The 12,094-nt window shown below is 64.7% G+C and carries 14 protein-coding genes, 1 tRNA gene and 1 pseudogene; 10 read left to right on the top strand and 6 right to left on the bottom strand.

What is annotated here, in order from left to right:
* Positions 1-115: 115 nt before the first annotated feature.
* Both Q8M13_RS11650 and Q8M13_RS11645 read left to right on the top strand, forming a co-directional pair.
* The gene (locus Q8M13_RS11650; protein WP_305300109.1) at positions 116-574 is read left to right on the top strand and encodes a hypothetical protein; all 459 of its coding nucleotides are present in this window, start codon (positions 116-118) and stop codon (positions 572-574) included.
* 204 nt (positions 575-778) lie between these two features.
* Entirely contained in the window at positions 779-2,905 is a 2,127-nt protein-coding gene (locus Q8M13_RS11645; protein WP_305300108.1) for a sodium-translocating pyrophosphatase, read from the top strand.
* Between the two features lie 75 nt (positions 2,906-2,980).
* Here the strand turns inward: Q8M13_RS11645 and Q8M13_RS11640 are convergent, their stop codons facing one another.
* On the bottom strand, positions 2,981-3,469 hold the full coding sequence (locus tag Q8M13_RS11640) for an outer membrane protein assembly factor BamE (RefSeq protein WP_305300107.1): 489 nt from the start codon (positions 3,467-3,469) through the stop codon (positions 2,981-2,983).
* A gap of 105 nt (positions 3,470-3,574) precedes the next feature.
* Here Q8M13_RS11640 and Q8M13_RS11635 point away from each other — a divergent pair, with 105 nt between their 5' ends.
* The 6 genes from Q8M13_RS11635 (at position 3,575) to Q8M13_RS11610 (ending at position 7,635) form a co-directional block, all read left to right on the top strand.
* A complete protein-coding gene (locus tag Q8M13_RS11635) occupies positions 3,575-4,105 on the top strand; it encodes a ubiquinol-cytochrome C chaperone family protein (RefSeq protein ID WP_305300106.1) in 531 nt (176 codons plus the stop codon).
* Complete coding sequence (locus Q8M13_RS11630; RefSeq protein WP_305300105.1) at positions 4,102-4,623, top strand: DUF177 domain-containing protein; 522 nt, start codon at positions 4,102-4,104, stop codon at positions 4,621-4,623. Before Q8M13_RS11635 ends, Q8M13_RS11630 begins: the two co-directional genes overlap by 4 nt.
* Before the next feature lie 82 nt (positions 4,624-4,705).
* Positions 4,706-5,758, top strand: coding sequence for a phosphate acyltransferase PlsX (gene plsX, locus Q8M13_RS11625; RefSeq protein WP_305300104.1), 1,053 nt, complete (start codon positions 4,706-4,708; stop codon positions 5,756-5,758).
* The gene (locus Q8M13_RS11620) at positions 5,759-6,739 is read left to right on the top strand and encodes a beta-ketoacyl-ACP synthase III (protein ID WP_305300103.1); all 981 of its coding nucleotides are present in this window, start codon (positions 5,759-5,761) and stop codon (positions 6,737-6,739) included.
* A 166-nt stretch (positions 6,740-6,905) separates the two neighbouring features.
* Positions 6,906-7,208 carry an integration host factor subunit alpha gene (locus Q8M13_RS11615; RefSeq protein ID WP_304812003.1) on the top strand — a complete coding sequence of 101 codons (303 nt, stop codon included), beginning with the start codon at positions 6,906-6,908 and terminating at the stop codon, positions 7,206-7,208.
* A gap of 13 nt (positions 7,209-7,221) precedes the next feature.
* A complete protein-coding gene (locus Q8M13_RS11610) occupies positions 7,222-7,635 on the top strand; it encodes a MerR family transcriptional regulator (RefSeq protein WP_305300102.1) in 414 nt (137 codons plus the stop codon).
* Between the two features lie 38 nt (positions 7,636-7,673).
* On the opposite strand, the pseudogene Q8M13_RS21050 reads toward Q8M13_RS11610, so the two are convergent.
* A pseudogene (locus Q8M13_RS21050) lies at positions 7,674-7,937 on the bottom strand (SRPBCC domain-containing protein); the annotation flags it as partial.
* Positions 7,938-8,162: 225 nt separating this feature from the next.
* Here Q8M13_RS21050 and Q8M13_RS11605 point away from each other — a divergent pair.
* Positions 8,163-8,239 (top strand) — tRNA-Pro (locus Q8M13_RS11605).
* A 65-nt stretch (positions 8,240-8,304) separates the two neighbouring features.
* Here Q8M13_RS11605 and Q8M13_RS11600 read toward each other — a convergent pair.
* Together Q8M13_RS11600 and Q8M13_RS11595 are read right to left on the bottom strand one after the other, a co-directional pair.
* Positions 8,305-8,505 carry a DUF2842 domain-containing protein gene (locus Q8M13_RS11600; RefSeq protein WP_305300101.1) on the bottom strand — a complete coding sequence of 67 codons (201 nt, stop codon included), beginning with the start codon at positions 8,503-8,505 and terminating at the stop codon, positions 8,305-8,307.
* Between the two features lie 43 nt (positions 8,506-8,548).
* A complete protein-coding gene (locus Q8M13_RS11595; RefSeq protein WP_305300100.1) occupies positions 8,549-8,797 on the bottom strand; it encodes a GlsB/YeaQ/YmgE family stress response membrane protein in 249 nt (82 codons plus the stop codon).
* A gap of 139 nt (positions 8,798-8,936) precedes the next feature.
* Between Q8M13_RS11595 and Q8M13_RS11590 the strand changes: the two genes are divergently transcribed.
* Complete coding sequence (locus tag Q8M13_RS11590; RefSeq protein WP_305300099.1) at positions 8,937-9,968, top strand: COX15/CtaA family protein; 1,032 nt, start codon at positions 8,937-8,939, stop codon at positions 9,966-9,968.
* Here the strand turns inward: Q8M13_RS11590 and Q8M13_RS11585 are convergent, their stop codons facing one another.
* Together Q8M13_RS11585 and Q8M13_RS11580 are read right to left on the bottom strand one after the other, a co-directional pair.
* The gene (locus Q8M13_RS11585) at positions 9,969-10,601 is read right to left on the bottom strand and encodes a chloramphenicol phosphotransferase CPT family protein (RefSeq protein WP_305300098.1); all 633 of its coding nucleotides are present in this window, start codon (positions 10,599-10,601) and stop codon (positions 9,969-9,971) included.
* Positions 10,598-12,034 carry an alkaline phosphatase PhoX gene (locus tag Q8M13_RS11580; RefSeq protein ID WP_305300097.1) on the bottom strand — a complete coding sequence of 479 codons (1,437 nt, stop codon included), beginning with the start codon at positions 12,032-12,034 and terminating at the stop codon, positions 10,598-10,600. The genes Q8M13_RS11585 and Q8M13_RS11580 overlap by 4 nt, the downstream gene beginning before the upstream one ends.
* Positions 12,035-12,094 lie beyond the last annotated feature (60 nt).

The raw sequence follows: 12,094 nt of genomic DNA, 5'->3' as shown, positions 1-12,094 counted from the left end.
GACGGGGACCCGGGTGAGGGTGGACGGCGGTGAGATCGCGTCTGGTCCTGGCGGATGGAAACACGTGATCTAGCGCGAAAGCTTCCGGAAACCCGTGGCGTGCAAGGATCTGTGAATGATCCGCCGCGCCGCCGCTTCAGTCGTCATCCTCCTCGCCATCGCTGGGCCGGTGCGGGCCTCTGAGAAGGCCGCGCCTGCGACCCCTAGTGGCCAGTATGTCGATCTGGCGCCTGTCGCCTTGCCGATCGTCGTCGAGGGGCAGTTGATCAACTATGTCTTCGTGTCTACGCGGCTCCAGCTCACAGCCTCTGCCGATGCCGCGAAATTGCGAGCTAAGGAGCCGTTCTTCCGCGACGCCCTGGTCCGCGCGGCCCACACGACGCCCTTTACAAACCCCAACGACTACACCGTCGTCGATGTCGCGCGCCTGCAGGCCGTGCTCCTGAGGGAGGCGACGGTCATCGCAGGCGGGAAGGGGGTCAAGGCGGCTGTCGTCATGTCACAGACCCCAAAGCGGCGCATGGGCCTGCCCAAGCCCCCAACCGCTCGCCCGTCGCCGCCGGTTCGGCCCTAGCCTGGAGCCTTGGTGCATTTGCGCCTTGTTCAACGCGGCGTTGCGCGTCCCGCCTTCTACTGGCAACGTCTCGATTATTAATAAGGAGCGCCGGGTTCACGGGGCTCCACCCAAGGGAAAAACGAACAGGGCCTGGAGCGTCGGGCACCGTCCATCCCGGGCGGCGGTTGGCGACTTCGTGCAATCGATAGGGGCGCTTAGAACATGAGTCTTACGCTTACGCTGGTGATCGCCGCCGGCTTGTTGGCGGTGCTCTACGGCATCGTTCAAACCGCATCGTTGTTACGTGCTTCGCCGGGTAACGCCCGGATGCAGGAGATCGCCGCGGCGATCCAGGAAGGTGCGCAGGCCTATCTGCGTCGTCAGTACACCGCCATCGCCATTGTCGGCGTCGTCATCCTCATCGCCGTCGCCGTCCTGATCGGGCCGCTGGCCGCCGCCGGATTCCTGGTCGGCTCGGTGCTGTCGGGTCTAGCCGGCTTCGTCGGCATGCTGATTTCGGTCCGGGCCAATGTCCGCACTGCTCAGGCCGCATCGGAAGGTCTGGCGCAGGGGCTGTCGCTTGCGTTCCGGTCCGGCGCGATCACCGGCATGCTCGTCGCCGGCTTCGCGCTGATCGGCGTGGCCGGCTACTACGCTGTGCTGACTGGTCCGCTAGGGCACGAGAACACCAGCCGCGAAGTGGTCGACTCGATGGTCGCCCTGGGCTTCGGGGATTCTCTGATCTCGATTTTCGCTCGTCTGGGCGGCGGCATCTTCACCAAGGGCGCTGACGTCGGCGGCGACATGGTCGGCAAGGTCGAGGCTGGCATCCCCGAAGACGACCCCCGCAACGCCGCCACCATCGCCGACAACGTCGGTGACAATGTCGGTGACTGCGCCGGCATGGCGGCCGACCTGTTCGAGACCTATGCGGTGACCACGGTCGCCACCATGGTTCTCGCCGCCATCTTCTTCCGCGACACCGACGTCGTGAGCAACATGATGCTGTTGCCGCTGGCGATTTGCGGGGTGTGCATCCTGACCTCGATCATCGGCACCTTCGCCGTGCGTCTGGGCAAGTCCAACAACATCATGGGCGCTCTCTACCAGGGCCTGATCGTCACCGGCATTCTGTCGGTGTTCGCGATCTACTGGGTCGTCCACCAACTCGTTCCCGGTCCGCTGACCGTCGGCGAGAAGACCTTCGACGCGATGAGCCTGTTCTGGTGCGGCATCGCCGGCCTCGTTGTCACCGCCCTGATTGTGGTGATCACCGAGTACTACACCGGCACCGGGTTCCGTCCGGTGAAGTCCGTGGCCAAGGCTTCGGTCTCGGGCCACGGGACTAACGTCATCCAGGGCCTGGCCATGTCGCTGGAATCCACCGCCGCGCCGGCGCTGGTCATCGTCGTCGGCATCATCGTCACCTACGGCCTGGCGGGTCTGTTCGGCATCGCCATCGCCACCACGGCCATGCTGTCGCTGGCGGGCTTCATTGTCGCGCTGGACGCCTTCGGTCCGGTCACTGACAACGCCGGCGGTATCGCAGAAATGGCCGGCCTGCCGCCGGAAGTTCGTGTGACCACCGACGCCTTGGACGCGGTCGGCAACACGACCAAGGCGGTCACCAAGGGCTATGCCATCGGCTCGGCGGGTCTGGGCGCTCTGGTGCTGTTCGCCGCCTACACCGAGGACCTGAAGTACTTCGCCGCCAACGCCGAACCGGGGTCGTTCTTCGACGGCCTGGGCGCGGTCGCCTTCGACCTTTCTAACCCTTACGTGGTGGTGGGCCTGTTGATAGGCGGGCTGCTGCCCTTCCTGTTCGGCGGGATGTCCATGACCGCCGTGGGGCGCGCGGCCGAGTCGGTCGTTGAGGAAGTCCGTCGTCAGTTCCGTGAGAACCCTGGCATCATGACCGGCGAGGTGAAGCCCGAATACGGCCGCGCCGTCGACATCCTCACCAAGGCGGCGATTAAAGAGATGATCGTACCGTCGCTGTTGCCGGTGTTCTCGCCGATCGTTCTGTTCATCATCATCAACATGATCGCCGGCAAGGTGAACGCCTTCGCCAGCCTGGGAGCCATGCTGATGGGGGTGATCGTCACCTGTTTGTTAGTCGCCATATCGATGACCTCCGGCGGCGGCGCCTGGGACAACGCCAAGAAGCTGATCGAGGAAGGTCACTATGGCGGGAAGGGATCGGAGGCCCACAAGGCCGCCGTCACCGGCGACACCGTCGGCGACCCCTATAAGGACACCGCCGGCCCGGCCGTGAACCCGATGATCAAGATCACCAACATCGTGGCTCTGCTGCTGCTGGCGGTTCTGGCCAAGGGCGTCGTCGGCTAGCCCGAAACGACCAAATACAAGAAGCCCCGGTGAACGCTCTCCGTGGCTTTTTTGATTCTGGTGGCAGGGTGCGCGCTAGCGCTGGTCTCCTGGACGGCTGCCAGGAACGCCTTCGTCCTGGTTGGGCAGCATGCCGCCGCGGCCGACGTTGCCCAGCAACTGTTCGAGGATGGTCAGCTCGCGGCCGCGCGTCGGGGTCTCGCGACCGTTGAAGGCGATGACCTTGCCGTCCTTGAGGGACATGGTGTCGACGCTCTTCACGACCTCGGTCTCCTTGTCGAACGTCACCGCCACGACATTGCGCGAGGTGATGACCGGGCGACGAAATGCGACGCGCTCCTTGATCTGGTCGATGTAGAACCAGACATTGGGGTCGAAAGTAGATGTGGCCGACGGCGAGCCTAGGCTGGCGCGAACGGTCGACTTGGTGTCAGTGCCGACCTTGACGTCCTTCGGATTGGCCTCAATGGCCTGGAACCCGGAGTAGGTCGTGATCGGCGCGCAAGCGGCCGCTGAGGTCAGGAGACCGGCGGCGATTGCGACATAGGCGACGCGGCGAAACATGTGCGAACCGGACCTGTTCAATTCTTCGAGGCTTTGACCTATCTCTCGCCGCCCCTTAGTTCAATGCCGCCTGTATCTGCGCCTGAGGGCGAAATCGAGGCCGATATGTTCCTAGACCGTTTCTTCCGTCCTCGCGTGACCCAAGCCATGGGGCAAAAACTCTATGTCGGAGTGGTCGCCCAGGCGCGGACTCCCGCCCTCTACGAGGCCTATGGCGTGCCCGACACCGTCGAGGGCCGATTCGAGCTCTACACCGTTCACGTCTTCCTGTTGCTGGACAGGTTGAGGGGGCAGGGCGCGCGGGCCAGCGAGACGTCCCAGAGCCTGTTCGACACCTATCTGAGTGCGCTTGACGACGCCCTGCGCGAGATGGGGGTCGGCGACCTTTCGGTCGGCAAGAAGATGCGCAAGCTGGGCGAGGCTTTTTATGGTCGGGTGAAATCGTATGAGTCGGCTTTTGCCGCCTTGCCGCAAACTGATCATCTGCAGGCGCTGCTGAGTCGCACCGTCTACGAGCAGGGCGGGGCCGAAAACGCGGCCAAGCTCGGCGAGTACGTTATTCGCCAGCGCGCCGCGTTGGCCGAACAGAAGCTGGACGCCCTGATGGACGGCCAAGTGGCCTGGAGCGCGGCGTGAGCGACTGGAAACACGTGATTCGGCTCGCCGATGTGGGGCGTGCGCCGGTCAGCGTCCGGCTGGAGCCAGACGCCGAGACCCGCGAGAAGCTGGCCAAGGAACTAAAGCTAGAGGCCCTGCCGGCGTTGAGCGGAAAGCTGAGCGTTCGGCCTTGGCTGGACGGTGCTGAAATCCTGGGGCGCTACTCCGCCCGGGTCGTGCAGATTTGCGGCGTCACCCTCGATCCGTTCGAGGAGGAGCTGGAAGGCGAGATCGCCATTCAGGTCGTGCCGCCGGGCAGCCCCCAAGCCCTGATCGAATCGGAAGGCAGCGAGATCAGTCTTGATTTGGACGCGCCAGATCCGCCGGACGTGCTGGAGAGCGATGAAATCGACCTAGCTCATTATCTGGTCGAGCAGCTGGTCCTGGACCTCGACCCGTTCCCCCGCAAGCCGGGGGTCGAGTTCGACTACAAGCCTGCCGTGACAGAAGAATCGCCTTTCGCCGTGCTCAAGCGGCTTAAGGACGACGGCGCTTGAACGACGCGCGGTTTCCATCGGCCTGTCGCGGTTGTACTTTGAGACTCTTCCAGCGTGACGCTGTGAGGGGTAAGGCGGCGCTGTGAGCAAGTCCCCGATCATTTCTATCGACGCCATGGGTGGCGACCACGGACCGTCCGTTGTGGTCCCCGGCGTTGTCCTGGCCGCGGCTGAAGCGCCCGGTCTCCGCTTTATGCTGCACGGGGACGAGGCGGCGATCTCGGCCGAGCTCGCCAAGCATCCTGTGCTTAAGGACCGAGTCGAGATCAGGCACGCCGACCGGGTCGTGGCCATGGACGAGAAGCCGGCCCAGGCGTTGCGCCGCGGCAAGGGCACCTCGATGTGGGCGACCCTGGAGGCGGTGAAGAGCGGTGATGCATCGGCGGCCGTCTCTGCAGGCAACACCGGCGCCTTGATGGCGATATCGCTGCTGATCCTGCGGATGAGCGTCGATGTTGATCGGCCGTGCCTGGTTGTCGGCTGGCCAGGCGTGCGGGGCACGACGACGGTGCTCGACGTCGGAGCGAACGTCGATTGCGACGCCGAGCGACTGGTCGAGTTCGCAATCCTTGGCGAGGCCTTCCACAGGGCCGCGCATGGCGTGGCCAAGCCGACCGTCGGCCTGCTCAACGTCGGGTCCGAAGACATGAAGGGCCATGAAGAGGTCCGTCAGGCTCACGCCATCCTGCGCGGCGGCCAGTTCGATCTGGACTATCGGGGTTTCGTGGAAGGCGACGAGCTCTTCCAGAACAAGGTTGATGTCGTCGTCACTGACGGCTTCACCGGCAATGTCGCGCTCAAGACCGCCGAAGGCGCGGCCAGATACATTGGCGGCGAGCTGAAAAGTGCGCTGATGAGTTCGCCGATTTCCAAGCTCGGCACCCTGCTGGCCCGGTCCGCACTCATGAAGTTCCAGGAGAAACTGAGCCCCGACGCCGCCGCGCCCTTGCTCGGCCTCAATGGCGTGGTGGTGAAGAGCCACGGCGGCGCCTCGGCCCGGGATTTCGCCGCCGCGATCCGCATGGCGTCGAAGTTGGCGCAAAGCGACTTCGCAGCGGAGATCGAACGGAATATGACGCGGCTTACCGCCGCGGTGGCCGAACATCAGCCGCCGGCCGTGGATGGAGCCGCCTGAGTGACGAAAGTTCTGCGTAGTGTTGTGACCGGCGTCGGGGGCTATCTGCCCGACGAGATCGTCACCAATGACGACTTGGCCAAGGTGGTCGACACCACTGATGAGTGGATCGTTGAACGCACCGGCATCCGCCAGCGCCATCGCGCGGCGGAAGGCCAGCCGGTTTCCGACCTGGCCGTCGAGGCCGCGCGCCGCGCGCTCGCCGCCGCCGGCAAGACGCCGGCCGATGTCGATCTGATTATTGTCGGGACCACGACGCCCGACCTGACCTTCCCGGCCACGGCGACCATCGTGCAGCGCAAGCTGGGATGCCCGGTCGGTATCGCCTTTGACGTCCAGGCGGTGTGCTCGGGCTTTGTCTATGCGCTGTCGACGGCTGACGGGTTTGTCGCCCGTGGTCGTTCAATATGCGCCCTGGTCATAGGCGCCGAGACTATCACGCGGTTGATGGACTGGACCGACCGGGGCACCTGCGTGCTGTTCGGCGACGGGGCCGGCGCTGTCGTGCTCGAGCCCGGCGAGGGCGATGGAACCACCGCCGATCGCGGCCTGCTCGGCTTCGCCCTGCGCGCGGATGGGACTAAGCAAGACCTGCTGTATGTCGATGGCGGCGTCTCGACGACCGGTCAGATCGGCCACCTGCGGATGCAGGGCAATCAGGTCTTCCGCCATGCGGTCGTGAACATCTCCGAGGCGATCGTCGCCGCGGCCGCCGACGCCGGCGTTGCAGTGGCGGACGTCGACTGGTTCATCCCACATCAGGCCAACCAGCGTATTCTTGAGGGCGTGGCCCGCCGGGTGGGCATTCACGAGTCGAAGGTCATCTCCACGGTAGCCGAGCACGCCAACACCTCGGCGGCTTCTATTCCCCTTGCCCTGGCCAAGGGCGTCGAGGATGGGCGCATCAAGCCGGGGCAGATGCTGCTGCTCGAAGCCATGGGCGGCGGTTTGACCTGGGGAGCGTGCGTTATTCGCCTATAGCTCACGCAACGTGAGGCCTGTTGCGCTTGCGTCTTGCCCTCAAGGGCGCGAGGTTGGCGCTTTAGACAACGAATCCCTTGAAGTCTTTGACCTGATGCGACAATCAGATCATGACGACATGTCGATCTCTTCAGTAACGGTGTTTTTTTCCGGGGTAGGGGCGTTCATGAAAGGCGCGACAGTTACGCGAGCCGATCTGTGTGAGGCGGTTCACGAGGAAGTGGGGCTGACCCGCCAGGATTGCTCGGAATTAGTTGAGCGGACCCTGGAGCTGATGGCTCAGGCCCTGGAGAAGGGTGAGCAGGTGAAGCTTTCCGGATTCGGCGTGTTCCAAGTGCGGGCGAAGCGCGCGCGCATGGGCCGCAATCCTAAGACTGGGGAACCTGCCGCGATCGAGCCGCGCCGGGTGATTGGCTTTCGCGCCTCCCAGGTCATGAAGGCGCGGGTGGACCGCGCCCTCGCTAAGTGAGGAAGGCGGCCTCGTGGCCAAAGGTCCTGAAGCATTTCGGACCATCTCGGAAGCAGCCGACGAGCTGAACGTGCCGCAGCACGTGCTGCGGTTCTGGGAGACGAAGTTCTCCTTCATTCGACCGATGAAGCGGGCCGGCGGACGCAGGTTCTACCGCCCGCAGGATATCGTCGTACTGCGCGGCGTTCGCACGCTGCTGCATGACGCTGGCTACACCATCAAGGGCGTGCAGAAGCTGCACAAGGACCAGGGGCTCAAGCGCCTGCTGGCGGCCGCCGACGGCGACGTCGGGCCCCGTCCCGAGGGCTTGGCGATCGACCTTGCCAACGGGGACCTCACGGAGGAGGGGCGTGAGCGCCTGCTCTTCGCCTTGGAAGACCTCCAGGTGGCCAAGCGTCGCCTGGACACACTGCTCGATAAGAACTGAAAGGCCCAGCCTTTCAGGGCGCGCTCGGCGAACCTCGCCAGGATCAGCGGCCAGCCGTAATCCGGCGCCATCTCCGCACGATAATCAGCCCCGGCCTCTCCGCACCGCTCGAACGCGTCGTGGGTCAACTGCACCTCGGTTCGACCTGACGGCGCGGGCGTAAAGGCGACTTCGATCTCGCTGGCCTGGGCCGGGTCGGGCTGAGACGTTCGGTCGTGTGCGATCTGCCAAAGGATTCGCAGGCGCGGAGGTGGTTCGACCTGCACAAGACCAATCTCGTGACAGTGGTAGCCAGACTTCATCCCCAGGGAAATCGAGGCCAGTCCCTCCGCCCCGGATTAGGTGTAAACGGCAGGCCGCTAGGCCCTAAAAGCGGCTGTGAACAAGGCGAACGCCTGATCTTGCGCCAAGGCGACGGTGACGGTTTCGTGGATCGGCGCGATGCTGCCGGCCATCACCTCACACCTTCCTTGAAATTCAGCTTGCCCGCCGGGCGCAAGCGGTTAGAAGGGCCGCCTTGCCGATGTCGGAGCGTGGCGCAGCCTGGTAGCGCACTTGACTGGGGGTCAAGGGGTCGCAGGTTCGAATCCTGTCGCTCCGACCATCGGCGGATTTCCCCAAAATATGAAAACGACCAGGCCGGGGCGACCGGCTGGGGTCGGGCCTGGGCTATTGGCGGCCGCGGTTCATCCATGAGATGAGCGGCAGGATCGGTATGCCCCAGGCAAGCCCGCCAATGCCGTAGAACGCCAACTGGGCGGCCCAGTGATCTGGCAACCGCTCACCGATCATCGTCAGGGCCCAGGCATAGGCGCCCAGGAAGACGACGATACCAATACCACCAATGAATTTCCGGACGCGCGCGCTCATGCCCCCAGCCTATAGGAGCGCAAGCGCGCGCCGTCACTAGACGCTAGCGTCGCTTCATCATCCCGAGCAGGAAGAGGAGCAGGATCGCGCCAAGCGTGGCGATAATGAAGCTGCCAATCCAGCCGCCGAAATTGATGCCCAGCAGGCCAGCAAGAAAGCCGCCAAGAAGGGCTCCGACAACGCCGACAATCAGATTGGTAAGTAGACCCTGGTCACGTTTCATCACTTTTTCAGCGACGAAACCGGCGGCTATGCCGATGACGATCCAGCCAATTATTCCTACACCTTGCATTGGGCAGCCCTCTGGTTGATCCCACTAACCAAATGCAATCAAGCTTAACCGGTTCCGTTCTTTCCCGGCATGGACCTCGCGGCCGATCTCCGATAGCGGATCGCCGTAAGAACGCCCTGATGAGTGCCCATTCAGAGTCATGACCTCGTTCCTTCGTTCAGATCGGTCTCGCCCGGTCGCGGTTTGGTTGTTCGTTGTCGCCGCTTTCGTGCTGGCCATGATTGTGGTGGGAGGCGCGACGCGCCTGACCGACTCCGGTCTTTCGATCACCGAATGGAAGCCCGTCACCGGCGCCTTGCCGCCGATGTCGGCTCAGGACTGGAACGATGAGTTCGCGCTCTACAAGGCAATCCCCCAGTACGCGCAGTTGAACCACGGCATGAGCCTGGAGCAGTTCAAGGCCATCTACTGGTGGGAATGGAGCCACCGATTGCTCGGCCGGCTGGTTGGGGCGGTTTTCGCCTTACCCTTCGCCTATTTCCTGCTCCGGCGCGAAATCCCGCGTCGGCTGATCGGCCGGTGCGTGGGTCTTTTCGCCTTGGGCGGCCTGCAAGGGGCCGTCGGTTGGTGGATGGTCGCCAGCGGCCTCTCTGAACGCGTCTCCGTGGCCCCTGAACGGCTGATGGTCCATCTCGGGCTGGCTTTCGCTCTGCTCGGCGCGCTGGTCTGGACCGCTCTGGACGCCTGGAATGGGGCTGCGCGCCAGGCCCTGCCAAGCCCTTGGTCGCGTGGCGCACTGGCGTTGGTAGGCCTGATCTTCTTCCAGATCCTGCTGGGCGCCCTGGTGGCGGGGACCGACGCTGGCTTTGTCTACAACGATTGGCCGCTGATGAACGGCTCACTGATCCCCAACGATTATGCGGGCGCGAACCTCTGGGCGACGGTCGCCCACAGCCAAGGGGCGGTCCAGCTGCACCACCGGCTGGGCGCCTATCTGTTGACGCTGATCGCCATCGCGATGATCTGGGCTGCAAGCCGCTCGCGCTATCTGACCTTCGACACACGGATGCTGGCGATCACGGTTGGCGGCTCCATCGTGCTGCAAGCGATCCTGGGCGTCATCACCCTGATCTTCGGTGTGCCCATTTGGCTTGGCATGGCCCACCAGATCGCAGCCGCCATCGTGCTGTCGCTGGCGGTCGCCCTGGCCTGGCGCGCGAGACGGCCGTAGCTAGCCGGTGGCTAGGCGCTCGCATGCGGTTGGACCTATGGCGGGCGTCGCCAACCGACGACGAATGAGATCGGCGCACTGCGTCGGGCTCAGGACGGCGGTATCGACTTCGAGATCGTAGACGCCGGGCCGGTGCACGGCGTCTTGCCACTGCCGGACGGGGGCGGGGATCGGGTCGTCTGGCGCGCCGGTCGTGTATTGGCCTTCGCGTCCCGGCTGCCCGGCATTGCGCCGCTGCATGATCACCTCGATCGAGCAAAGCACGCCGACCATCAGCACCGGCAGGCCCAGCAGTCTTCCGGCGCAGTCCTGTAGAACGCCGGGCGAGGACGGCTCCATTCCATAGTGGCCGACATCGACCACCACGTTCAGGCCTTGGCGGCTGTGCGCGGCGATGGAGTCGTAGAGGGCGGCGTAGAGGCGGGGCAGGAGGGCGGTGACTTCCGGTCGCTCGGCCAAAGGGCGCAGGCCGACGCCAGGCTGCAGCCGTGTCGGCGTCATATGCCTGGCGTGAACATCCACCCCGAGGTTCATCCAGGGACCTTCGAAGGTGTCCTGGATGACCGCGACAATGCTCGACTTGCCCGACCTGGGCGCGCCATTCAGCACGATGACCTGGCCCGGCGGTGTCATGCCTGGAACGTCGCCCACGGGCCGGTGATCGCCAGGGTGCAGCCAGGGCTGTAGATGTTCACGAACAGGGTCGAGCCGTCGGGTGAGAAGCAGGCGCCGGCCAACTCGGACGTGCCACGGGTCTTGGCGCCGTCCAGCATCTGAGCGTTGCGACCGAGCGTGTAGGTTTGCCCCTGTGGCGTGACGCCGCGCAGATAGTTTGTGCCGCCGATTTTGTCCTCGCACGCCACGATGTGTCCCCAGGGAGCGATGGCGATGTTGTCGGCCATTTCCATGAAGCGGATATCGGTCGGCTCGACAAAGAGTTGCAGGCGGCCGGGTTCATCGACTTCGCCGACCTGACCTTCGTGCGGGCTCGGGACATAGCGCAACACCTGCCCGTGGAACTTCGGGCCGCCGCTGGTGCAGGTGAAGTAGAGTTCGTCCTTGCCGAAGAAGATGCCTTCCCCACGGGCGAACCAGGACGCGCCGGCGGCCTTGCCCCGTTGGCGCAGGTCGTTGTTCGGGTTGTCGACGCCGTCGAGATCGATCCAGCGGACGCTCTTCCAGTCGCCCTGTTTCCAGGAAACCTCGTCCCAATTGCGCGGATCGCCGCCGTCGATGACCGCGAGCGCCTGGAGCCGGCCGCCCTCATGCAGGCGGCGGCGATTGTTGGGAAGGAAACGGTAGAAGAGGCCCTTACCGTCGATCTCGTCCTCGGTCATGTAGATGGCCCCGGTGCGCGGATCCACGGCGCAGGCCTCGTGCTTGAAGCGGCCCATGGCGGTGATCGGCGCCGGATCGGCCAGGCCGCGCAGGCGCGATGGGATCTCGAACACCCAGCCATGGTCCTTGCGGCTGGTTTGCCCGGCCTTGGTCGTCGTTTCTTCGCAGGTCAGCCAGGAGTTCCAGGGGGTGACGCCGCCAGCGCAGTTCACTGCGGTCCCGGCGAGGCTGAGATGCTGTGCCTTCAGTTCGCGGCTCTTGAGATCGTAGATCAGGGTCGAGGTTCCGCCGCCGAGGGGCAGGCCGGCCAGATCGGTGTCGTAGAGCCGGTCGGCGGCGACCTTGGGCGCCAGCAGCCGATCGGCGCCGTAGGCGGTGATCTGGAGGTCGCGAGGCGGCGGGCTGATTTCATGGTTGCGGACGAGGGCGACGCGGCCCCGGCCGGCCGGGAAGCAGCCCATGCCATCCATCTTGCCCGGCGTGATCAGGCCGTCGTCCATCCTGTCGCCGGCCTTGGAGATGACGCGGTAGGAGAAGCCTTCGGGTAGGTCGAAGATTTCGGCCGGATCGCGCCGCAAGGGCCCGTAGCCGGCGACTTGGCTGGCGTAGCCAGGGTTGGAATAGCCGTCTGGCCCCGTCGTGATCTGGGCATCGGCGAACCGCGATAGGCCTGAGAAGGCCGCAGTGGCGGCGGCGGTGCGGAGGAATTGGCGACGGGACGCGGTCATAACTCTTTCCAGCTTGGCTTTGGGGCGCTGGGGAGGACCATAGAAGCCGAAGCGCCATTT

The organism is Phenylobacterium sp. (assembly GCF_030681155.1).
GTDB lineage: Bacteria > Pseudomonadota > Alphaproteobacteria > Caulobacterales > Caulobacteraceae > Phenylobacterium.
This window is presented reverse-complemented; position numbering and strand designations above follow the sequence as displayed.